The organism is Pseudonocardia sp. (assembly GCF_029263155.1).
Classification (GTDB): Bacteria; Actinomycetota; Actinomycetes; order Mycobacteriales; family Pseudonocardiaceae; genus Pseudonocardia.
Genome location: NZ_JAJCYB010000075.1, coordinates 1 through 21948 on the forward strand (window position 1 = coordinate 1; position 21948 = coordinate 21948).

Annotated in this window: 21 protein-coding genes and 1 pseudogene; 17 read left to right on the top strand and 5 right to left on the bottom strand. The window is 74.2% G+C overall.

Annotated features, from left to right (window positions below):
• Positions 1-103: 103 nt before the first annotated feature.
• Together tilS and hpt are read left to right on the top strand one after the other, a co-directional pair.
• A complete protein-coding gene (gene tilS / locus Q1K26_RS15595) occupies positions 104-1138 on the top strand; it encodes a tRNA lysidine(34) synthetase TilS (protein ID WP_300012677.1) in 1035 nt (344 codons plus the stop codon).
• A complete protein-coding gene (gene hpt / locus Q1K26_RS15600) occupies positions 1125-1709 on the top strand; it encodes a hypoxanthine phosphoribosyltransferase (protein WP_300012680.1) in 585 nt (194 codons plus the stop codon). The genes tilS and hpt overlap by 14 nt, the downstream gene beginning before the upstream one ends.
• Before the next feature lie 19 nt (positions 1710-1728).
• On the opposite strand, the gene Q1K26_RS15605 is transcribed toward hpt, so the two are convergent.
• Positions 1729-2670, bottom strand: a complete 942-nt coding sequence (locus Q1K26_RS15605; protein WP_300012683.1) for a serine protease — start codon at positions 2668-2670, stop codon at positions 1729-1731.
• A 296-nt stretch (positions 2671-2966) separates the two neighbouring features.
• On the opposite strand from Q1K26_RS15605, the gene ftsH reads away from it, so the two are divergent.
• The 12 genes and pseudogenes from ftsH (at position 2967) to Q1K26_RS15665 (ending at position 13274) form a co-directional block, all read left to right on the top strand.
• Positions 2967-5282 (top strand): ATP-dependent zinc metalloprotease FtsH, encoded by a 2316-nt coding sequence (gene ftsH, locus Q1K26_RS15610; RefSeq protein WP_300012686.1) that lies wholly within the window; start codon positions 2967-2969, stop codon positions 5280-5282.
• A gap of 59 nt (positions 5283-5341) precedes the next feature.
• Positions 5342-5905: a GTP cyclohydrolase I FolE gene (folE, locus tag Q1K26_RS15615; RefSeq protein WP_300012889.1), complete on the top strand. Its 564-nt coding sequence runs from the start codon at positions 5342-5344 to the stop codon at positions 5903-5905.
• Positions 5902-6768 carry a dihydropteroate synthase gene (folP, locus tag Q1K26_RS15620; RefSeq protein ID WP_300012689.1) on the top strand — a complete coding sequence of 289 codons (867 nt, stop codon included), beginning with the start codon at positions 5902-5904 and terminating at the stop codon, positions 6766-6768. Before folE ends, folP begins: the two co-directional genes overlap by 4 nt.
• Positions 6769-6861: 93 nt before the next feature.
• Positions 6862-7251, top strand: a complete 390-nt coding sequence (gene folB, locus Q1K26_RS15625; protein WP_300012692.1) for a dihydroneopterin aldolase — start codon at positions 6862-6864, stop codon at positions 7249-7251.
• Between the two features lie 145 nt (positions 7252-7396).
• Entirely contained in the window at positions 7397-7894 is a 498-nt protein-coding gene (gene folK, locus Q1K26_RS15630) for a 2-amino-4-hydroxy-6-hydroxymethyldihydropteridine diphosphokinase (protein WP_300012695.1), read from the top strand.
• On the top strand, positions 7891-8352 hold the full coding sequence (locus tag Q1K26_RS15635) for a DUF3180 domain-containing protein (RefSeq protein WP_363320481.1): 462 nt from the start codon (positions 7891-7893) through the stop codon (positions 8350-8352). The genes folK and Q1K26_RS15635 overlap by 4 nt, the downstream gene beginning before the upstream one ends.
• Positions 8353-8380: 28 nt before the next feature.
• The gene (locus tag Q1K26_RS15640) at positions 8381-9715 is read left to right on the top strand and encodes a PrsW family intramembrane metalloprotease (protein ID WP_300012697.1); all 1335 of its coding nucleotides are present in this window, start codon (positions 8381-8383) and stop codon (positions 9713-9715) included.
• Positions 9716-10450: 735 nt separating this feature from the next.
• Positions 10451-10780, top strand: a pseudogene (locus Q1K26_RS15645) (NlpC/P60 family protein); the annotation flags it as partial.
• A gap of 37 nt (positions 10781-10817) precedes the next feature.
• Positions 10818-11501 (top strand): SDR family oxidoreductase, encoded by a 684-nt coding sequence (locus Q1K26_RS15650; RefSeq protein ID WP_300012700.1) that lies wholly within the window; start codon positions 10818-10820, stop codon positions 11499-11501.
• 123 nt (positions 11502-11624) lie between these two features.
• Positions 11625-12059 (top strand): DUF1707 domain-containing protein, encoded by a 435-nt coding sequence (locus Q1K26_RS15655; RefSeq protein ID WP_300012703.1) that lies wholly within the window; start codon positions 11625-11627, stop codon positions 12057-12059.
• Between the two features lie 25 nt (positions 12060-12084).
• Positions 12085-12834, top strand: coding sequence for a UPF0158 family protein (locus Q1K26_RS15660; protein WP_300012708.1), 750 nt, complete (start codon positions 12085-12087; stop codon positions 12832-12834).
• On the top strand, positions 12831-13274 hold the full coding sequence (locus Q1K26_RS15665; RefSeq protein ID WP_300012711.1) for a hypothetical protein: 444 nt from the start codon (positions 12831-12833) through the stop codon (positions 13272-13274). Before Q1K26_RS15660 ends, Q1K26_RS15665 begins: the two co-directional genes overlap by 4 nt.
• 278 nt (positions 13275-13552) lie before the next feature.
• On the opposite strand, the gene leuS is transcribed toward Q1K26_RS15665, so the two are convergent.
• Entirely contained in the window at positions 13553-16387 is a 2835-nt protein-coding gene (gene leuS, locus Q1K26_RS15670) for a leucine--tRNA ligase (protein WP_300012714.1), read from the bottom strand.
• Between the two features lie 185 nt (positions 16388-16572).
• Between leuS and Q1K26_RS15675 the strand changes: the two genes are divergently transcribed.
• Positions 16573-17064 (top strand): SdpI family protein, encoded by a 492-nt coding sequence (locus tag Q1K26_RS15675; protein ID WP_300012717.1) that lies wholly within the window; start codon positions 16573-16575, stop codon positions 17062-17064.
• An 87-nt stretch (positions 17065-17151) separates the two neighbouring features.
• Here the strand turns inward: Q1K26_RS15675 and Q1K26_RS15680 are convergent, their stop codons facing one another.
• Together Q1K26_RS15680 and Q1K26_RS15685 are read right to left on the bottom strand one after the other, a co-directional pair.
• Entirely contained in the window at positions 17152-17649 is a 498-nt protein-coding gene (locus Q1K26_RS15680) for a DUF427 domain-containing protein (protein ID WP_300012720.1), read from the bottom strand.
• Positions 17650-17742: 93 nt separating this feature from the next.
• Positions 17743-18330, bottom strand: a complete 588-nt coding sequence (locus tag Q1K26_RS15685) for a YqgE/AlgH family protein (protein WP_300012723.1) — start codon at positions 18328-18330, stop codon at positions 17743-17745.
• Between the two features lie 42 nt (positions 18331-18372).
• Here Q1K26_RS15685 and Q1K26_RS15690 point away from each other — a divergent pair, with 42 nt between their 5' ends.
• Entirely contained in the window at positions 18373-19704 is a 1332-nt protein-coding gene (locus tag Q1K26_RS15690; protein ID WP_300012727.1) for an MFS transporter, read from the top strand.
• A 57-nt stretch (positions 19705-19761) separates the two neighbouring features.
• Here the strand turns inward: Q1K26_RS15690 and Q1K26_RS15695 are convergent, their stop codons facing one another.
• Positions 19762-21234: a CCA tRNA nucleotidyltransferase gene (locus Q1K26_RS15695; protein WP_300012730.1), complete on the bottom strand. Its 1473-nt coding sequence runs from the start codon at positions 21232-21234 to the stop codon at positions 19762-19764.
• A gap of 137 nt (positions 21235-21371) precedes the next feature.
• Between Q1K26_RS15695 and Q1K26_RS15700 the strand changes: the two genes are divergently transcribed.
• Positions 21372-21866, top strand: coding sequence for an NUDIX hydrolase (locus Q1K26_RS15700; RefSeq protein WP_300012733.1), 495 nt, complete (start codon positions 21372-21374; stop codon positions 21864-21866).
• Positions 21867-21948 lie beyond the last annotated feature (82 nt).

Here is a 21948-nt window from a genome sequence, read left to right on the forward strand (position 1 = left end):
CCCCGGCCCCGCCCCGGCGGGGGGGGTCCCCCGGGCCCACCCCGCCCCCGCCCCCCACCCCCGGGGGGGGGCGGGGCCGGGGGTGGCGTGGGACCGTGGCGGTGTGTCCACTCCCTCCGGGAAGCCGCACCCGGCCGTGGCCGAGGTGCGTCGGGCCGTGCGGTCCGCGCTCGGCGGACGGGCCGCGCACGCCGGACACACCACACCCACCGGACGGGCCACGGTGCCGGTGCTGGTCGCCTGCTCCGGCGGCGCCGACTCCCTCGCCCTCGCCGCGGCCGCGCTGTCGGTGTGCCCTGAGGTGCACGTGGCGGTCGTCGACCACGGCCTCCAGGACGGCTCCGCGGCCCGCGCCGCCGCCACCGCCGAGTTGCTGACCGGGCTCGGGGCGACCGCCGCCGCCCACCGCGTCGAGGTCTCCGGCCCGGGCGGGATCGAGGCCGCGGCCCGGCGCGCACGCTACGCCGCCCTGCGCACCGCGCGCCCGCACCCGCAGTCTCCGGTGCTGCTCGGCCACACCCTCGACGACCAGGCCGAGACGGTGCTGCTCGGGCTGGGCCGGGGGTCGGGGCCGCGGTCGATCCACGGCATGCGCACCTGGGACGATCCCTGGCTGCGGCCGCTGCTGCGGACCCGCCGGGCCACCACCCGCGCCGCGTGCACGGCGCTGGGCCTGCCCGTCTGGGACGACCCGCACAACACCGAGCCCCGATTCACCCGTGTGCGACTGCGCCACGAGGTGCTGCCGCTGCTGGAGGACGTGCTCGGCGGGGGGGTGGCACCCGCGCTGGCCCGCACGGCAGCGCAGCTGCACGAGGACGGTGAGGCCCTCGACACGCTCGCGGCGGACGTGCTCGCCCGGGCCGTCACCGACGACGGGCTGCTGCTCGACGCACTCGCACCCGCACCGGCCGCCCTGCGCAGGCGGGTGCTGCGTTCCTGGATGCACGGGGCGTCGGTCACCGGTCTCACCGACGCCCACCTGCGTGCCGCCGACGAGCTCGCCGCGCGGGGGCCCGATCGAACGGGTGTCGCCGTACCCGGTGGGTTGGAGCTGGTCCGCGCGCGTGGCAGGCTCAGCCTGCGCCCCAGCCGATTCCCCCACATCCAGGAGGACGCCCGCCGTGTACGACGGTGACATCGCATCCACGCTGGTCACCGAGCAGGCCATCCGCGAGAAGACCGCGGAGCTGGCCGAGCTCATCGGCAGGGACTACGCGGAGGTCTGCGCGGACCAGCTCAAGGGTGCCTCCAATGCAGGCGGACACGGCGATCTGCTGCTCATCGGGGTGCTCAAGGGCGCCGTGATGTTCATGACGGATCTGGCGCGCGCCCTGCCGCTGCCCGTCCAGCTCGAGTTCATGGCGGTCAGCTCCTACGGCTCGTCGACGTCGTCCTCGGGCGTGGTCCGGATCCTCAAGGACCTCGACCGCGACATCGCGAACCGCCACGTGCTCATCGTCGAGGACATCATCGACTCCGGGCTCACCCTGTCCTGGCTGCTCAAGAACCTGGAGTCCCGGGGCCCGGCCTCGCTGCAGGTGTGCACGCTGCTGCGCAAGCCCGACGCGGTGAAGGTCGAGGTCCCGGTGCGGTACGTGGGCTTCGACATCCCCAACGAGTTCGTCGTCGGCTACGGACTCGACTACGCCGAGCGCTACCGCGACCTGCCCTACATCGGCACGCTCGACCCGTCGGTCTACGCCTGAGCGCTCGTGGGTGGCGGCGTCAGCCGCCGATCGGCGGGCCCGCCGGCGTGGGCAGGGTGGCGGCGGGCGAGGCGGTGAACGCCTCGGTGCCCGGCACCAGCTCGATCTCGCCGAGACCACCGTTGGCGTTGGCGTAGGCCAGCGCCATCGCCAGGTCGCTCAGCCCGTTGCTCAGCGGCAGCGGCGCGAGGTTCAGCGTGGAGAGCAGGCCGATCGCCTCGCCGTCGGCGTCGAGGTAGGCGCTGCCCGAGTCGCCGGGCACACCCGGGGTGAGGGTGTAGACCTCGTGGCCGAAGCCGCCGCCGACGTCGCCCGCGCTGACGCCGACCTTCGGGCTGAGCTCGGAGATGCCCAGCCGCAGCGGCGAGTTGCCGTAGCTGTAGACCTGCTCGCCGGCCGGCACTCCGTCGGAGTCGACGCCGGTCGGACCGCCGAAGAACGGAACGGTCGGGTTGACGTCCGCGACGTCCTCGGGCGCGATCTCGACGAGGGCGAAATCGTTGAACTGGCAGACGTCCAGGTCGGTCTCGCCGTTCTCCTGCATCGCGACCCACGAGCTGTACGCGAGCGTGCCCGTGCGCTGGGTGCCGTCGGCGGCCTGGATCGCCACCTCGGTGCCCAGCGGGCCGGTACCCGAGTCGCAGCCGTTGGTCTCCGTGGCCTCGCCGGTACCCGCGCAGTGCGCGGCCTGCCCGATGAAGGTGCGGCCGCCCGCGGTGAAGACGAAGTTGGTGGTGCACGCGCCGCCGCCGACGGTCTCGGTGACCACACCGGGACGGATCGCCGCGGTGTCCGCCGGGGCGAAGTCGGCGGGGTCGGACTGCGCGGCCGGCAGGACCAGAACGGGTGCGGCGGTGGCGGTCGGGGCGACCACCACACCGACGACGACCACCCCGGCGGCAGCGGCGGCCGCCGCGATCCGGGGCCTACCCGTACCGAGCCCGATGTGTCCGAGCCTCATGTGCACTGCCCCCGTCGCCGCCGATGATCGCGGAAGGTCAACGAGCGGGACCACTACCTGGATACCCCCCGTTGTGGTGATGTCCGTGGGGGGAACACCGACCGCGTCCCGCTCGTTGAGCGTGACGTAACCGAACCGGTGGTACGCCCGTCGCCCGCAGCGACGCAGTCCGGGCCCACGACCGCTACCCTGGACGGATCGGGGGCCGGTCGCGCCGCGGCAGGTCGCCGCCGGTGTGCTCGAAAGCCGGGATCGTCGCACCAGAGAGGGTGAAGGCCGCCACAGGCCGAAGCTGCATGGACCGCAAGCGCCTGCTCCGCAACCCGTTGATCTGGATCCTCGTCGCGGTCCTGGTCTACTTCTCCTTCAGCCTGCTCTTCGACGACACCCGCGGCTACACCCGGGTCGACACGTCGGTGGCGCTCGCGCAGATCCAGTCCGGCAACGTCACCGAGGCGCTGGTCGAGGACCGCGAGCAGCGCCTGCGGCTCACCCTCGACCAGCCGGTCGAGGGCAGCACCGAGATCCTCACGCAGTACCCCCAGCAGACCAGCGACCGGATCGTGCAGGCCCTGCAGGACGCCCCCGACAGCCCGCCGTTCGACGTGGCCGTGCGCCAGGACTCGTTCCTGACCACGATGCTGATCTACCTGATCCCGCTGGGCCTGGTGCTGCTCGTCCTGTTCTGGATGATGAACAACGCCCAGGGCGGCGGCAACCGGGTGATGTCGTTCGGCAAGTCGAAGGCCAAGCAGCTCAACAAGGACATGCCCAAGACCACCTTCTCCGACGTCGCGGGCGCCGATGAGGCCGTCGAGGAGCTGTACGAGATCAAGGACTTCCTGCAGAGCCCGCAGCGCTACCAGGCGCTGGGCGCGAAGATCCCGAAGGGTGTGCTGCTCTACGGCCCGCCCGGCACCGGCAAGACGCTGCTGGCCCGCGCGGTCGCAGGCGAGGCGGGCGTGCCGTTCTACACGATCTCCGGCTCCGACTTCGTCGAGATGTTCGTCGGTGTCGGCGCGTCCCGGGTCCGCGACCTGTTCGAGCAGGCCAAGCAGAACAGCCCGTGCATCATCTTCGTCGACGAGATCGACGCGGTCGGCCGCCAGCGCGGCGCCGGACTCGGCGGCGGCCACGACGAACGCGAGCAGACCCTCAACCAGCTGCTCGTCGAGATGGACGGCTTCGACGCCCGCGGCGGCATCATCCTCATCGCCGCCACCAACCGCCCGGACATCCTCGATCCCGCCCTGCTGCGGCCGGGCCGCTTCGACCGGCAGATCCCGGTGAGCGCCCCCGACATGGCGGGACGGCGCTCCATCCTGCAGGTGCACTCGAAGGGCAAGCCGTTCGCGCCCGACGTCGACTTCGAGGCGCTGGCCAAGCGCACCGTCGGCATGTCCGGCGCCGACCTGGCCAACGTCATCAACGAGGCCGCGCTGCTCACCGCCCGCGAGAACGCCACCCTGATCAACGGGGCGGCGCTGGAGGAGTCGGTCGACCGCGTCGTCGGCGGCCCCCGCCGCAAGGGGAAGATCATCTCCGAGCAGGAGAAGAAGATCACCGCCTACCACGAGGGCGGGCACGCGCTCGCCGCGTGGGCCATGCCCGACCTGGAGCCGGTGTACAAGCTCACCATCCTGCCGCGCGGGCGCACCGGTGGGCACGCCCTCGTCGTCCCCGAGGACGACAAGGGGCTGATGACGCGCTCGGAGATGATCGGACGCCTGGTGTTCGCGATGGGGGGCCGCTCGGCCGAGGAGCTCGTGTTCCACGAGCCCACCACCGGGGCGTCCTCCGACATCGACCAGGCCACCAAGATCGCGCGCGCGATGGTCACCGAGTACGGCATGAGCGCCCGCCTGGGCGCCGTCCGCTACGGCCAGGAGCAGGGTGACCCGTTCCTGGGCCGCTCGATGGGCAACAAGGCCGACTACTCCCTCGAGGTCGCCCACGAGATCGACGAGGAGGTGCGCAAGCTCATCGAGGCCGCGCACACCGAGGCGTGGGACATCCTCAACACCTACCGCGACGTCCTCGACGAGCTGGTGTTCGAGCTCCTGGAGAAGGAGACGCTCACCCGCAAGGACCTGGAACGGATCTTCGACCGGGTGCAGAAGCGGCCGCGGATCACCGCGTTCAACGACTTCGGCGGACGCACCCCGTCGGACAAGCCGCCGATCCAGACGCCGGGCGAGCTGGCCAAGGAGCGCGGCGAGCCGTGGCCGCCGTCGCCACCCGAGCCCACCCCCCGCGAGCCGACGCCGGTCGGGTCCTACCCCGGGGGCGCGGTCCCGGTCCCCACGCCCGGGCCACAGGCCGGCTACCCCGGCGCCGTCCCGGCCCAACCCACCTGGGGCGTGCCGGCGCCGCAGGGGCAGCCGAACTCGGTCCCGCACAACTACGGGGCACCGCCCGGCTGGCGTCCGGCCACCACACCGTCGGGCCAGACCTGGCCGCCCGCCGGGCAGTGGCAGCCCCCGCAGCAGCCCCCGCCGCAGCCGTGGACCCAGCCCGCGCCGTCGCCCACCGGGAACGGGAACGGGAACGGTCACCACACGCCGCCCGCCGAGCAGCCGGGCGACGGTGACGACCCGGGCGGGTCACGCTGAGCACCGGAGTCCCCGAAGGTCTCACGGCCGGGGTGGCGCTGACCGACGGCCGCCCCACCATGGACCGTGCCCGGGCCGAGGCCGCGATCCGCGAGCTGCTGCTCGCCGTGGGCGAGGACCCCGACCGGGAGGGCCTGCGCGAGACCCCGGCCCGGGTGGCCCGCGCCTACGAGGAGATCTTCGCCGGGCTCTACACCGAGCCGGACTCGGCGCTGGACAAGACGTTCGACGAGTCGCACCGGGAGCTGATCCTGGTGAAGGACATCCCGATGTTCTCCACCTGCGAGCACCACCTCGTCCCGTTCCACGGGATGGCCCACGTCGGGTACATCCCGGGGGCGGACGGTCGGGTCACCGGGCTGTCGAAGATCGCACGGGTGGTCGACCTGTACGCGCGGCGACCGCAGGTGCAGGAGCGGCTCACCGGGCAGGTCGCCGACGCGCTGGTGCGCAAGCTCGAACCGCGCGGCGTCATCGTCGTGATGGAGGCCGAGCACCTGTGCATGGGGATGCGCGGCATCCGCAAGCCGGGGTCGCGCACGATGACCTCGGCCGTGCGCGGGCTGTTCCAGACCTCGCCGTCGTCGCGCGCCGAGGCCTACTCGCTCATCCGGAGCGGATGATGGTGGTGCTGCCCCGGCCCGGGCGGTGCGCGGTGCTCGGCGTCCTCAACGTCACCCCCGACTCGTTCTCCGACGGCGGGCGCTACGTCGATCTCGGCCACGCCGTCGCCCACGGCGTGGCGATGCGGGACGCCGGCGCCGACCTGGTCGACGTGGGCGGCGAGTCCACCCGCCCGGGAGCGGGGCGCGTCGACGCGGACGTGGAGGCCGGGCGCGTGCTCCCGGTGGTCCGCGAGCTCGTGAGCGAGGGGGTGCGGGTCAGCATCGACACCACCCGCGCCGCCGTCGCCGAGGCGGCGGTGGACGTGGGTGCATCCGTCGTCAACGACGTGTCGGGCGGGCTGGCCGACCGGCGCATGGCCGCGGTGGTCGCCGCGGCGCGGGTGCCGTGGATCCTCATGCACTGGCGTGGGCACAGCGACCGGATGAACGAGCTGGCTTCCTACGAGGACGTGATCGGTGAGGTGCGGGCCGAGCTGGTGGCCCGGGCCGACGCGGCCGTGCTCGCCGGGGTCGATCCCGGACTGCTGGTGCTCGACCCGGGGCTCGGGTTCGCCAAGACCGCGGCGCACAACTGGGCGCTGCTGCGCAGGCTCGACGTGCTGGTCGCGCTCGGCTTCCCGGTGCTGGTGGGGGCGTCGCGCAAGCGGTTCCTCGGCGAGCTGCTGGCCGACGCCGACGGCATTCCACGGCCGCTGCCCGCCCGCGACGGCGCCACGGCCGCGGTCACCGCGCTGGCCGCGCACGCCGGGGCCTGGGGCGTGCGGGTCCACGACGTCGAGTCGAGCATGGACGCGGTGGCGGTCGCGGCGGCCTGGCAGCTCGGCGCCTCCCGCGCCCGATCGGGCCCACCGCGCCCATGACCCGCCGGTCGCACACACCTGGGGTGGGCCGCACCCCGGGCCGGAGCGGTGTGCGGGCCCCGCCTCCGGTGTGCGAGCACCTCGGGAGGTGACATGACGGATCGGATCGAGCTGCGGGGGCTGCGGGTGCGCGGGCACCACGGCGTGTTGGCGCACGAGCGCCGCGACGGGCAGGACTTCGTCGTCGACATCACGGTGTGGATGGACCTGGCGCCCGCCGCCGCCTCCGACGACCTCGCCGACACGCTGCACTACGGCGAGCTCGCCGAACGGGCGGCCGCCATCGTCGCCGGCGAGCCGTGCGACCTGATCGAGACGGTGGCCGGGCGGATCGCCAACGACGTCATGACCGACGCCCGGTGCCACGCCGTGGAGGTGGTGCTGCACAAGCCGCAGGCGCCGATCCCGCTGGAGTTCGCCGACGTCGCGGTGGTGGCGAGGCGCTCCCGCAAGGACACCCGCGGCCGGATCGTGCCCGCATGACCTCCCGCGAGTCGGGCCCTGCGGGCGCGCGAGTCGGGGTGCCCGTGCGCACGAGTCGGGCCCTGCGTGCGCGCGAGTCGGGGTGCCCGTGCGCGCGAGTCGGGCCCTGCGTGCGGGTGCGCCGGGTCGGCGTGAGGAGTCATCGATGACGCGCGCCGTGCTGTCGCTGGGCTCCAACCTCGGCGACCGGCTCGCGCACCTGCGCGCCGCCGTCACCGGGTTCGCCGACGTGCTGGTGGCCGTGTCCCCGGTGTACGAGACGGCGCCGTGGGGCGGGGTGGAGCAGGACGACTTCCTCAACGCCGTGATCGTCGTCGACGACGCGGGCGCCGACGCGTGGGCGTGGCTGCGGCGCGGGCAGGCGCTGGAGGACGCGTCGGGGCGGGTGCGGGAGGTGCGCTGGGGGCCGCGGACGCTCGACGTCGACGTCGTGACGGTGACCGGCGACGACGGACCCGTCCACAGCGACCATCCCGACCTGCAGCTGCCACACCCGGGCACGCCGGCGCGGGCCACCGTGCTGCGTCCGTGGCTCGACGTCGACCCCGCGGCGGTGCTCCCCGGGCACGGGCCGGTCGCCGACCTGCTCGCCGGGCTCGGACCCGACGCCGAGACCGGCATGCGGCCGGGGCCGGAGCTGTGATCACCGCGACCCGGCCGCGGGACCTGCTGGTCGCCGGGCTGGTGACCGCGGTCGTCGTGCACCTGCTGGTCCGCCTGACCTACGGCGGGCTCCCGGCGATCCCGGCCCCGGCGGGTGTCACCCTGGGCGTCCTCGGGCTGGCCGAGGCCGTCACCGGCTCGCTGCTGCGCGCCCGCATCAGGCGCAGGCCGGGGACCACTCCGGTCGAGCCGCTGGTCGCGGCGCGGGCCGTGCTCGTCGCGAAGGCGTCCTCGCTGTCGGGGGCCATCGTCGCAGGGGCCTGGCTCGGGTTGCTGGCGTACGTGCTGCCCCGCAGCACGGACATCGTGGCGGCGGCGGAGGACTCGGTCGGCGCCGCCGTCGGACTGGTCTGCGCCCTGGGGCTGGTGGCCGGTGCGCTGTGGCTGGAACGCTGCTGTCGCGCCCCCGACGACGCGGAGTCCGACAGCGCACGGTGATCCACCGCGGCCCGTAGGGTGTGGCGGCATGGCGCAGCTCACGGGTGGATGGGGGGCGCCGGCGCCGCTGCCGACGCCGGGCCGGCAACGCCGGTGGGTGCTCGGGCCGGTCGTCGGGCTGGTGGCGCTGGCGATCTGCGGGCTGATCGTGCTCGGCCTGGTCGGGGGCACCGTCGGGGCGGGCGGAGTGATCGTCGGCGCGCTGTGCGCGCTGCTGCCGGTCGGCCCGGTGGTGGCCACGTTCCTGTGGATCGACCGCTGGGAGCCCGAGCCACCTCGGTTGCTGCTGTTCGCGTTCCTGTGGGGCGCCTGTTTCGCGACGCTGACCGCGCTGCTCATCAACTCCGGTGCCGCGCTGGCCATCGAGCAGGTGATGACCGGCGCGGGGGACGTCTACGGCGCGGTCGTGGTGGCCCCGATCGTCGAGGAGGCGGTGAAGGGCGCGTTCCTCGTCGGCCTGCTGGTCTTCCGCTACCGCGAGTTCGACGGCGTGATCGACGGCATCGTCTACGCCGGTCTGGTCGCCGCCGGGTTCGCGTTCACCGAGAACATCCTCTACATCGGGCGCGCCTTCGCCGAGGACGCGATGGGGCAGGGCGGTGCCGTGCTGGGCGTGCTGCTCGTGCGCGGGGTGCTCTCCCCGTTCGCGCACCCGCTGTTCACCGCGATGATCGGGATCGGTGCCGGGATCGCCGCGACGTCGCGCAGCACGGGGGTGCGGGTGGTCGCCGTCGCCGTCGGGTACCTGCTGGCCGTCGCGCTGCACGCGCTGTGGAACGGCTCGGCCACGCTGCTCGGCGGCACGGCGTTCCTCGGTGTCTACGCGTTCGTGATGGTGCCGCTGTTCCTGGCCATGGCCGGCGTCGTCGTGTGGCAGCGGCGCCGTGAGCAGCGCACCGTGGCCGACCAGCTCCCGCTGTTCGCACAGGCCGGGTGGATCGCGCCGAGCGAGATCAGCCTGCTGTCCAGCCTGGCCGGGAGGCGCGGCTGGCAGGCCGCGGTCCGCAGGCGGTCCGGGCGGGCCACCGCGCGGGCCGTGGTCGAGTACCAGGCGGCGGTCACCGAGCTCGCCTTCCTGCGGGCGCGGATCGCCCGCGGCACCGTGGGTTCGTCGGCGCCGCTGTGGCACGACCAGGCGCTGGCGGCGCTCGTCCGGGCCCGGGTGGCCGCCGTCGGCCATCCCGAGGCGCTGACCGTCGCGATGCAGCATCGCGGCCCGCAGAACTGGACCCCGCCTCCGCCCGGTCCGCCGCCGGTGACCGCACACGGTCCGCAGTCGTGGCCGCCGCCGCCCGGCCCCCATGGGGGCCGGGGTCCGTCCGGGGTCCCCCCGCGCCCGCCGCGGCCCGGCCCGCCGCACTGATGGCGAATGTGCTTCGTTCCTGCAAATGTTTCAGGCGACGCCGGACCTTGCACTCTGGCAACGTTTTCACCCGTTCGGCCCGAAATTCGGTGCGCGCGGCCCCATTCCTGGCCCGCGATCACCTGAACAGCACCGGTGGCGCCACGCAGGGGCCTGACCACAGGCTTGCGACTCGTCTTTCCGAGTGTTCTACCCGGTGAAAATGCTCACGAGAACAGACCAGCGCAATTGAGACCTTGGTCATTCATCTCGCAGTGATCTGTTCGTAATCTCGACGGCGGCCTCGCGAGACCACCGCTCACCCGGAGCGGAGGGCGCGGGGTCACCGTCTGGACGGACGGGAACGGCGCCACCGCGCACGACCGGCGGCCACGCGACCGCGATCCCCGTTCGACCGCCGCGCGCTCCCCTGCTCGCGATCGCCGTCCGACGGTGCTCACCTCGAGGACCCCATCCGTGCCGATCCACCCCGTGTCGAACCCCGCGCCGACCAGCACGTCGCCGGCCCCCTCGACGCAGCCCCACCTGCGCGCCTACGCCACCCGTGCCGCGGTCGTGGCCACCACCGCCGCGGCTGCCGCACTGCTGACCGTGCTGCCGGCGACCGGCGCCGCCGCCGCTCCCGCGACGTCGGCCGCTGCGGCCGCCTCGCTGCAGGCGGCGCCCGTCGTCCGCACGCCGGTCGCGCCGGTGGCCGCCGCCGCCCCCACCGCCGCCCTCAGCGCCCGCACCACCGCGGTGCGGTTGGCCCTGAGCAAGATCGGCTCCCCGTACCGCTGGGGCGGCACCGGGCCGTCGTCGTTCGACTGCTCCGGCCTGGTCACGTGGGCCTTCGCCCAGGCCGGCGTCGACGTGCCCCGTACCTCGCGCGCCCAGTCGCGGGCCGGGACGCCGGTGTCGCGGGCCGACCTGCAGCCCGGCGACCTGGTGTTCTTCTACTCCCCGGTCCGCCACGTCGGCATCTACATCGGCAACGGGCAGATGGTCCACTCCAGCCGGGCCGGCAAGCCGGTCGCGATCGCATCGCTCGACGGGCGCCCGTTCCACTCGGCCCGCCGCGTCTGAATCGACCCCGGGCGTCGACGTGGGGCATGATCCGCACATGAAGCCCGTCGCCCTCGTCACCGGAGCGTCCCGGGGCATCGGTGCCGCGGTCGCGCGCGCACTCGCCCCGGGGCACGACCTCCTGCTGGGAGGACGCGATGCGGCCGCGCTCTCCGCACTGGCCGCGGAGCTGCCCGGTTCGCGTCCGTGGCCGGTGGAGCTCACCGACGGCGCGGCGCTGGCCGAGGCCACCGCCGGGATCGACCGGCTCGACGTGCTGGTGCACTCCGCAGGCACCGGGTTGCTCGGGACCGTGGCCGACACCCCGGCCTCGGTGTGGCGACAGCAGTTCGAGGTCAACGTCGTCGCCGTCGCCGAGCTGACCCGGCTGCTGCTACCGGCCCTTCGGGCGGCCCGAGGCCGGGTCGTGCTGCTCAACTCCGGTGCCGGGCTCGCCGCCCGACCCGGGTGGGCGTCCTACGCGGCCAGCAAGTTCGCACTGCGCGCGTTCGCGGACGCGTTGCGCGCCGAGGAGGCGGACTCGGGGGTGCGTGTCACGTCGGTGCACCCCGGGCGCGTCGACACCGACATGCAGCGCGCCGTCGTCGAGCACGAGGGCGGCACGTACGACCCCTCCGCGTTCCTGCGTCCGGAGTCGGTGGCGGGTGCGGTCCTGCTGGCGGTGACGGCTCCCGCGGACGCGGCGCTGACCGAGCTGGTCCTGCGCCCGACCGGCGCCTGAGCCCGTTCAGCGCCTGAGTCCGTTCAGCGCCTGAGTCCGTTCAGCGGATGTGCTGCTGACAGTTGTCACCATCCGCCGTGCGATCGATGCGCGGACCCCTCGGGCGCGCCTACCCTGGGCTCCGTGAGCGGGGACATCGAACACCGGGGCGGCCACGGCTACATGCGCGCGTCGGACGCCGACCGCAACGCCGTGGCGCAGCGGCTGCAGGCCGCCGTCGACGAGGGCCGCCTCGACCTCTCCGACTACGACGAGCGGCTCCAGCATGCCTACGCGGCACGCACCTACGCCGAACTCGAGCGCGTCACCGCCGACCTGCCCGCTCCCGTGCCCGACCGGAAGGTGGTGGCCAAGGAGAAGGCCGCGGTGGAACGCGCGCAGTGGTGGGACGAGTGGCGTTCGTGGCTGGGCGGCGCCATCATCATGATCGGGATCTGGGGCGCGACGTCGCTCGCGTCGGGCCAGTTCAACGCGTTCTGGCCGGCGATCCCGCTCGGCATCTGGGCCGCGGTCCTGCTCGCCTCCGCCGTGGGCGGCACGTCGCGTCGCCCCGACTGACGCCCACGACGGGTACGGTCGCACCATGCTCGATCCGGAGGCCGTGGATCTCGACGGGCTCTGCGCCGCCCTCGACGACCACACACCGGGAGTCACCTGGTGGCTCGATCCCGACACCGGCGAGATCCGGTCCCACCTCGCCGATGTCGGCGGTCCGCGGCCCACGGGAAGGCGGATCCGCCGGACCGAGTCGCACGAGAGCTATCAGGACATGGCGCAGTTCGTGGCCGCCGTGCACCACCGCCGGGCCGCCGACCTGCTCGATCGCGCGATCAGCGGCCGTGGCGCGTTCCGCCGCTTCAAGGACACGCTGGTCGAGTTCCCGGACCTGCGCGACCAGTGGTTCCGCTACCGCGACGCCCGGGCACGCAGACGGGCACTGCGCTGGCTCGCCGACGAGGGCCTGGTGGACCGCGCCGTCGCCGAACGGCTTGCGGCCGCCCACCCCGACCCGACCGCGGGCGAGGAGGACCTCCCGGCCGCGGTCGCGGTCGACCTGGGCATGCTCTACGGCGACCGGCTCCGGCAGGTGCTCGTGTTCGGTTCCTGGGTGCGCGGTGACGGTCCGGGGGAGTTCGACCTGCAGCTGATCGTGGTGCTCGACGAGCTGCGGTCGATCTGGGAGGAGCTGCACCGGATGGACGACGTGCTGTGGCGGCACACCGAGCGCTCCGGGTTGGCGGTCACCGCGGTCCCGGTGGACGCCACCCAGCTGCGCTCGCCCGGCACCCCGATGCTGGCCCGTGCCGTGGCCGAGGCCCGGGTGGTCGCATGACCCCGGACCCACGTATCGGGGTCCCGCGCGCCCGCGAGGAACTGTTCGCCGCCCACCTGCTCGCGACCACCGGGTTCGCCGCCCAGACGGTCGCGCTCGCGTTCCGGGCGGCGCTCGCCGCCGCCGAGTCGGTCCTGCTCGAGCTGGGGCGACCACCGGAGCCCGAGCCGGGCGCGGTCGTGGCGGCGTTCGTCCGGCACGTGGTGCTCGAACGCGGGCTGGATCCCGACACCGGGCGGCTGCTGCGCTCGCTGTACAACCGGGCCGAGCTCGCCCACGCCGACGGCGCCGTGCCGCCGGGGGAGGGCCCGGCCGCGATCAGCGACGCCACCACGGTGGTGGACGTCGTCGACGAGTGGCTCAAGCACTCCGACTACGTGGCCATCGCCCGCGGGGAGGGCACCCCGACCCGCCCCCGCCCGCCTCGACGCCGGCGCTGACGCGACGACCCGTCCGCAGTCCGCCCCCGGCGTGCGGTAGCCCGGCCCGTCGCGGGCACATTGGCCGGCCCGCCCCTCGTCGCGGTGCCGGAGCCGTTGGTGCCTCCTCCCGTGATCGGCGGGATGGAACCGGGGGACGTGTCCCGCCCGCCTGTCGGTTCCGAGCCGGCGGGCGCCGGGGGCCGGGGGCCGCCCGGCGGTGCACCGCGCTCACCGGTGCCGCGCGTGGCGCCCGACCCGTGATGTGCCGCGCCGGAACCGGTGAGCGGGCCCGGCCGTCAGCGGACCACGTTCACCAGGCGGCCCGGCACCACGATCACCTTGCGGGGGGCCGCGCCGTCCAGCGCGGCCACCACCTTCGGATCGGCCAGTGCCGCCGCCTCGACGTCGCCGGCCGAGGCGTCCGCCGGGACCGTGACGCGCGAGCGGACCTTGCCGTTGACCTGGATCGGGTACTCCACCGTGTCCGCCACCAGGTACCGCTCGTCCGCCACCGGGAACGGGGCGTAGGCCAGCGAGTCACCGTGGCCCAGGCGCGACCACAGCTCCTCCGCGATGTGCGGGGTCAGCGGGGCCATCATCAGCACCAGCTGCTCTGCCACCGACCGCGGTACGGGGGCGCCGCGCTTCGTCAGGTGGTTGTTGAGCTCGATCAGCTTGGCCGCTGCCGTGTTGTAGTGCAGGGCCCGGTAGTCGACGTGCACCCCGGCGATCGCCCGGTGCAGCGCGCGCAGCGTCTCGACGTCGGGCTCGTCGTCGGTGACGCGCACGGCCCCGGTCTGCTCGTCGACCAGGTTGCGCCAGACCCGCTGCAGGAACCGCTGCGAGCCGACGACGTCGCGGGTGGACCACGGGCGTGACACGTCCATCGGGCCGGTCGACATCTCGTACAGCCGGAAGGTGTCGGCGCCGTAGCGCTCGCACATCTCGTCGGGCGTCACGACGTTGCGCAGCGACTTGCCCATCTTCCCGTACTCGCGCTGCACCGGCTCGCCGTTCCACGTGAAACCACCGTCGGGCGACTCCACGACCTCCTCGGCCGGGACGTAGGTGCCGCGGGCGTCGGTGTAGGCGAACGCCTGGATGTAGCCCTGGTTGAACAGCCTGCGGAACGGCTCCTCGGAGCTCAGGTGCCCCAGGTCGTAGAGCACCTTGTGCCAGAAGCGGGCGTACAGCAGGTGCAGCACGGCGTGCTCGACGCCGCCGACGTACAGGTCGACGCCGCCCGGGTCCCCCGGTGTCGCCGGGTCCGGGCCCAGCCAGTACCGCTCGACCTCCGGGTCGACGAAGCGCTCGTGGTTGTCCGGGTCCAGGTAGCGCAGGTGGTACCAGCAGGACCCGGCCCACTGCGGCATCGTGTTCGTCTCGCGCCGGTAGGACGCCGCGCCGCCTCCCAGGTCCAGCTCGGCGATGACCCAGTCCTCGTTGCGTGACAGCGGCGGCTCCGGCTCGGTGTCGGCCGCGTCGGGGGCGTAGGTCTTGGGCGAGTAGTCGTCGATCTCGGGCAGCTCGACAGGCAGCTCGGAGTCGGGCAGCCCGACCGGCAGGCCGTCGGCGTCCCACACCACGGGGAACGGCTCGCCCCAGTAGCGCTGGCGGGAGAACAGCCAGTCGCGCAGCTTGTACTGGGTGACCGCCTCGCCGTCGCCGCGGGCGACCAGCCAGTCGGTGATCGCGCGCTTGGCCTCGGCGACGCCCAGCCCGTCCAGGCTGATCTCCTCGTTGGCCGAGTTGACGGCCGGGCCGTCCCCGGTGAAGGCCTCACCGTCCCACTCGCCCGGGTCGACCGTGCGGACGATCGGCAGCCCGAACGCGGTGGCGAAGTCCCAGTCACGCTGGTCCTGACCGGGCACCGCCATGATCGCGCCGGTGCCGTACCCCATCAGGACGTAGTCGGCGACGAACACCGGGATCCGCTCGCCGTTGACCGGGTTGACCGCGTGCGCGCCGGTGAAGACGCCGGTCTTGTCCCGGTTCTCCTGGCGGTCCAGGTCGGTCTTGCGACCGGCCCGGAACCGGTAGTCCTCGACGGCCAGCGCCGGCGTGCCCGCGCCCCCGGTCCAGCGCTCGTCGGTGCCCTCGGGCCACTCCAGCGGCGTCAGGCTCGTCACCAGCGGGTGCTCGGGGGCCAGCACCATGTACGTCGCGCCGAACAGGGTGTCGGGGCGGGTCGTGAAGACCTCGATGTCGGCGGGCGCGCCGGTGCCGGTGGCCGTGCCGAACCGGACGACCGCGCCCTCGGAACGGCCGATCCAGTTGCGCTGCATCGCCTTGACCGAGTCGGGCCAGTCCAGGCGGTCCAGGTCGGCGACCAGGCGGTCGGAGTACGCGGTGATCCGCATCATCCACTGCTTCAGGCTGCGCCGGAACACCGGGAAGTTGCCGCGCTCGCTGCGGCCGTCGGCGGTGACCTCCTCGTTGGCCAGCACCGTGCCCAGACCGGGGCACCAGTTCACCGGCGCCTCGGAGATGTAGGCCAGGCGGTGGCCGTCGATCACCCTGCGCTGCTCGACGCGGGACAACTCGTCCCACGGACCGCGGGTGCCGGCGGCGTACTCGGCCTCCAGCTCCGCGATCGGGCGGGCCTTGCGCTGCTCGGGGTCGTACCAGGCGTTGTAGATCTGCAGGAAGATCCACTGCGTCCAGCGGTAGAACTCGACGTCGGTGGTGGCCACCGAGCGGCGGTCGTCGTGGGCCAGGCCCAGCTGGCGCAGCTGCTCCTTGTAACGACGGATGTTGGCCTCGGTGGTGGTGCGCGGGTGCGTGCCCGTCTGCACCGCGTACTGCTCGGCGGGCAGGCCGAAGGAGTCGAAACCCATCGTGTGCAGCACCGTGCGGCCGTTCATCCGCAGGTAACGGCCGAGCACGTCGGTGCCGATGAAGCCCAGCGGATGCCCGACGTGCAGGCCCGACCCGGACGGGTACGGGAACATGTCCATCAGGTAGACCTTCGCCCCGGCGTCGGGTCCCGGGCGGCTGGGCGTCTGGAACGTGCCCTCGCGCTCCCAGCGGTCCTGCCAACGGCGCTCGATCTCGGTGGCCAGCGCGGCACCGTAGCGGAAGGGCGGCGCATCCGCGACGGGGTCGACGGCGGTGCTGGTGTCGGTGCTCATGTCCATCCCGATGGGTTCGTGGCGGGGCCCGGAAAGCACGAAACCCCTCCGCCACGAGGCGTGAGGGGTTGCCGCGCCGGGGTCGGTCAGACCGGCGCGGCGCCGAGAAGAAGTCGTCGGGCCACGTCACCAGGGTAGACCCGGGGCCGGTCGGGGTGCGATCGGGTTGACCTACCCTGGTCACCGTGCCCCTCGTGCCGCGCCTGATCCTCGGTTCCCTGCTGGCGCTGGCCGGGCTGTTGCTGCTGGCGGTGGCCGTGCTCGGGGCGCGGGGGCGCCTGCCGCGCAACCGCTGGGCGGGGGTGCGCACCGTCGAGACGCTGCGCTCCGACGCCGCCTTCCTGCTCGCCAACCGGGTGGCCGCGGCGCCGATCGGGGCGGCGGGCGCCGTCGCCGTCGCAGGTGGGCTCGTCACGCTCGCCGGACCGTCCGGGGCCGTGTCGGTCGCCGTGGTGGCGGTGGCGGTGGCGGGTACCGCGGTGCTCGGCGCGTTCGGCGGAATGATGGGTCAGCGGGCGGCGGCGACGGTGCCGGACCCGGTGGTGCCGTCGGCCTGCGCCGGAACCTGTGCGGGATGCGATCTGGTGGCGGGATGCGGCGACGGCGCCGGCGCCGACCCGGCGGGAGCCGAACGCAAGGCCGCCGAGCAGCCGTCCCGCGACGCCGGCCGAGCATGACGGGACGGCGCGTCGCAGACCCTTCGGGCCCTCGCACATGCTGCAGCCCGTGCGACGGACGACGGCCTCTGCGACGACGGTACGGATTCACCAGCCCCAGGATCCCTCGCCGCCCTTGAACGGTCCGACCACCTCCGGGGTCACCCAGCCGCCGTAGAAGCCGCCGGGCTGCGGCTCGACGCGCACCCCGTCGAGCGTGATCTCGTCGAACGGCCCGGCGTAGACGGCCACCCGGTCGTGCAGGTCCGGATAGCGCCGATCCGGCTCCGGGTACCACCAGCCCACCTCGCGCAGCGGAGCCGCGCCGCGTACCCCCACGTCGACGTAGCGCGCGACGCCCTTCCACTCGCAGAACGTGGTCCTCTCCACCGGCGTCAGGTACGTCCCGAACGCGGAGCGCGGCAGGTAGAACGTGGGTGGATGGCTGGTCTCCAGCACGCGGACCAGGTCGGTCGTGTCGGCGACGACCACGCCGCCGTGGCGCAGCACCGCGCGGCGCCGGTCGCGCTCGGCGCGAGGTGGGCGCGGGTAGTCCCAGACGGACTCCTGGCCGGGACCTGCGGGTTCGGGGCGGGGGCGGGGCATGGCCCCATCCTGGCGCGGCCGAGCGCCCGGCGCGCGCCGGTCCGGGTGCCGAGGCGACCGCGGGCCGGTGCTCGGCACCCCCGGCGGCGCGGCTCAGTTCAGCTTCACGTCGTCGGGGAACGTGGCCAGCAACGCGACCGGCATGCCCTGGCGCCGCAGCACCCGGGCCCACAGCTCCGGGCCGTTGCCCGCGACCACGTCGTCGGGCAGGGCCGGCACCACGATCCAGTCACCGCGGGCGATCTCACCGGCGAGCTGGCGCGCGTCCCAGCCGGAGTAGCCGGCGAACACCCGCAGCCCGCGCAGCCGAGGAGCGAGGTCGGCGGGGTCGCCGTCGAGGTCGACGAGCGCCACCGGACCGCGTACCGAGATCAGCCCGTCGACGCCCTCGGGGTCCTGGCCGGTGCGCAGCGCGGCAAGGCACAGGGCCGTCTCGGTCTCGACCGGCCCGCCGACGAACACCGCGGACGGCCGCGACGACAGCGGCGCCCACATCGGTAACACATCCTGCACCGGCACCTCGCTGGGACGGTTGAGGACCACGCCGAGGCTGCCCTGCGGGCGGTGCTCGATCATGTAGACGACCGTGCGCCGGAAGTTCGGGTCGGTGAGTCCCGGGGCGGCAACGAGCAACGCACCGGGGGCCACTCCGGACCGATCCGGCGCGGGACTGTCGACCACGGCCCCATCGTTGCACCTCCGCTGCACGCGTAGCCTTCCCCCGTGCCGACGCCGCCCGAGCCCGGTCCGCGCGAGGGCGGCACCGCCGATCCCGGCGTCCGGCTGGGGGTAGCCCGGCTCGCCAGGACGCCTGGCTACCGCAGGCTGCTGGGTGTCCGGTTCGCCGCGCAGTGGGGCGACGGGATGTTCCAGGCCGCGCTCGGCGGGGCGGTGCTGTTCAACCCGGAACGGCAGGCGGACCCGCTGGCCGTCGCCGCCGGTCTCGCGGTGCTGCTGCTGCCGTACTCGATCATCGGGCCGTTCGCCGGTGCGCTGCTGGACCGGTGGGACCGCCGCCGGGTGCTGCTGTTCGCCAACCTGCTGCGCGCCGGGCTCGTCGCCGTCGTCGCGGCGGCGGTGTACGCGGGGGTGGCCGGGCCGCCGCTGTTCGTCGCGGCGCTGGCGGTGGCCGGGGTGAGCCGGTTCCTGCTGGCCGGACTGTCGACGGCGCTGCCGCACGTCGTGCCGCGACGGCACCTCGTCGAGGCCAACACGCTCGCGGTCACCGCCGGTGCCGCGCTGGCGGCGCTGGGCGGGGCGAGCGCGATCGGGCTGCGGGAGCTACTGGGCGCGGGGGACGCCGGATCGGCCGGGGTCACGCTCGCGGCGGGGATCGGCTCGCTGCTCTCGGCACTGCTCGCCGCCGGCTTCCGGGCGCACCGGCTCGGACCGGACGGCGCCGACGAGCGCCCCGCGGTACGGGCGGTCGCGCGCGGCTTCGCCGACGGGGCCCGGGCCACGGCGGCGGCCCCGACGGTGGCCGCGTCCTTCCTGGCGCTCGCCGCGCACCGTCTCGCGTTCGGCGTCACCACGCTCGTGACGCTGCTGCTGTTCCGCTACACCTTCACCGACCAGGGCGTGCTGCGCGCCGGGTTCGCGGGCCTGGGGGAGGCGGTGGTGCTGGCCGCGGCCGGGCTGGGCACCGCCGCGCTGGCGACGCCGTGGCTGGTGCGGCGGATCGGCCGCGCGCGCACGGTGCGGATCGCGCTCGCCGTCGCCGCCCTCACCCAGCTCGGTCTGGCCGCGCTGCTGAGCCTGCCCGCGGTGATGGTGGCCGCGTTCGTGATCGGGCTGGCCGGGCAGGTGGTGAAGCTGTGCACCGACGCCGCCGTACAGGGTGAGGCGGGCGACGGGGTGCTGGGCCGGGTGTTCGCGCTCTACGACATCGTGTTCAACGTCGGCTACGTGTTGGCCGTGGCCGCCGCGGCGTTCCTCAGCCCCCCCGACGGCGACGCCCCGGGGCTGCTGGCGGCGGCCGCGGCGCTCTACGTGCTGGGCCTGCTGGGCCACGACCAGCAACTGCGCCGCCGGACCCCTCGCCCCTCGTTGCAGTAAGGCCACCTTCACGCAACGAGATTGCGTGAAGGTGGCCTTGCTGCAATCCGGGCGGGCTCAGTCGCCGCTCTGCGCCGCCCAGCGCAGCAGCTCGGCCTCCGCCTCCTCGCGGGTCAGGGGACCCTGCTCCATGCGCACGGCCAGGAGGTGCTTGTAGGCCCTCCCCACCTGTGGGCCCGCGGGGATGCCGAGGATCTCCATGATCGCGTTGCCGTCGAGGTCGGGGCGGATGGAGTCGAGCTCCTCCTGCTTGCGCAGCTCCGCGATCCGCTCCTCCAGGCCGTCGTAGCTGCGCTGCAGGGCGGCGGCGCGGCGGCGGTTGCGGGTGGTGCAGTCGCTGCGCACGAGTCGGTGCAGCCGATCCAGCAGCGGGCCGGCGTCGGTGACGTAGCGGCGCACCGCGGAGTCGGTCCACGTCCCGCCCGAGTAGCCGTGGAAGCGCAGGTGCAGGAACACCAGCTGCGACACCTCGTCGATCACCGACTTCGGGTAGCGCAGCTCGCGCAGCCGCCTCCGCGTCATCTTCGCGCCGACGACCTCGTGGTGGTGGAAGCTGACGCGCCCGTCGGGCTCCTTGCGCCGGGTGTCGGGCTTGCCGATGTCGTGCAGCAGCGCGGCGAGGCGCAGCACGAGGTCGGGACCGTCGGTCTCGCGCTCGATGGCCTGCTCCATGACGACCAGCGAGTGCACGTAGACGTCCTTGTGCTGCATGTGCTCGTCGACGGCCAGCCGCATCGCCGGCACCTCGGGGAGCACGTGCCCGGCCACGCCGGTGTCGACCATCAGCTCGATCGCCCGCCGCGGGTGCGCGCCGAGGATCAGCTTCGACAGCTCGGCCTGCACCCGCTCGCGGGTGATCCGCGACAGCTCGCCGGCCATCGCCGTCATCGCCTCGACGACGCGCGGGGCCGGGGTGAGCCCGAGCTGGGAGACGAACCGGGCGGCGCGCAGCATCCGCAGCGGGTCGTCGGCGAAGGACTCCTCGGGCGTGGCCGGCGTGTCGAGGACGCCGGCGTGCAGCGCCGCGAGCCCACCGTGCGGGTCGACGAAGGTGCGGCCGGGCGCAGGCTCGCCGGAGCCCGCATCGACTCCGCCGGTGAGCTCCACCGCCATCGCGTTGACGGTGAAGTCGCGGCGCACGAGGTCGTCGGAGATCGTCTCGCCGAAGGCGACCACCGGGTTGCGGGTGACGCGGTCGTAGCTGTCGGCGCGGAACGTCGTGATCTCGACGGTGGTGCCGTGGCGGCGCGCGCCGACGGTGCCGAACGCGATCCCGGTGTCCCACACCGCGTCGGCCCAGCCGCTGAGGGCGGCGAGCACAGCCTCCGGGCGGGCGTCGGTGGTGAAGTCCAGATCGCTGACCCCACGGCCCAGCAGCGCGTCGCGCACGCTGCCGCCCACGAGGTAGAGCCGGTGCCCGGCCGCGGCGAACCGCGCGGCCAGATCGTCTGCCACCGGCGGGATCGGCACGAGTTCCACGAGCGCATTGTGCTGGGCGTGCACGAGATCGGAGGCGGAGGCGGTGGGCACGACGGGTCAGTCTAGTGTCCGCCGGAGCCGGGTCGTCGGACGGCCGCTCACGGCGGCCGGCGGACCGGGGGGCGCGACGCGGGTGCACAGCCCGCGCGTCCGGGGTGTGATCTCGGCCGTCTCGTTACCATCGGGCCATGTCCACATCGCGCGGTCGCGCCGGGGGGCGCCGCGCGGGTGGCTCCCCGGACCGCAGGAGACGGCTCCGCACCGTCGACGAGACCTCCGCGGGCGGCCTGGTCGTCGACCACGCCTCGGGCACCGCGGCCGTCATCGGACGGCTCGACCGGCGCGGCCGGCTGCTGTGGTCGCTACCGAAGGGCCACATCGAGGCCGGCGAGACCGCGGAACAGGCGGCGGTGCGCGAGGTCGAGGAGGAGACCGGCATCATCGGCGCCGTGGTCGCACCGCTGGGCACGATCGACTTCTGGTTCGTCGCCGAGGACCGCCGCGTCCACAAGACGGTGCACCATTTCCTGCTGCGCGCGCTGGGCGGCGAGCTGTCCGACTCCGACGTCGAGGTCTCCGAGGTGGCGTGGGTGCCGCTCGCCGAGCTGGAGGCGCGGCTGGCCTACGCCGACGAGCGCCGGCTGATCCGGCGCGCCACCGAGATGCTGGAGGACTCGGCGTGACCGAGCCTGCGCGGCCACCCTCCGGCACGGCACCCGGGGGCGCGACACCCGGGGGCGCGGCCGGGGCGGGCGCCCGCGAGGC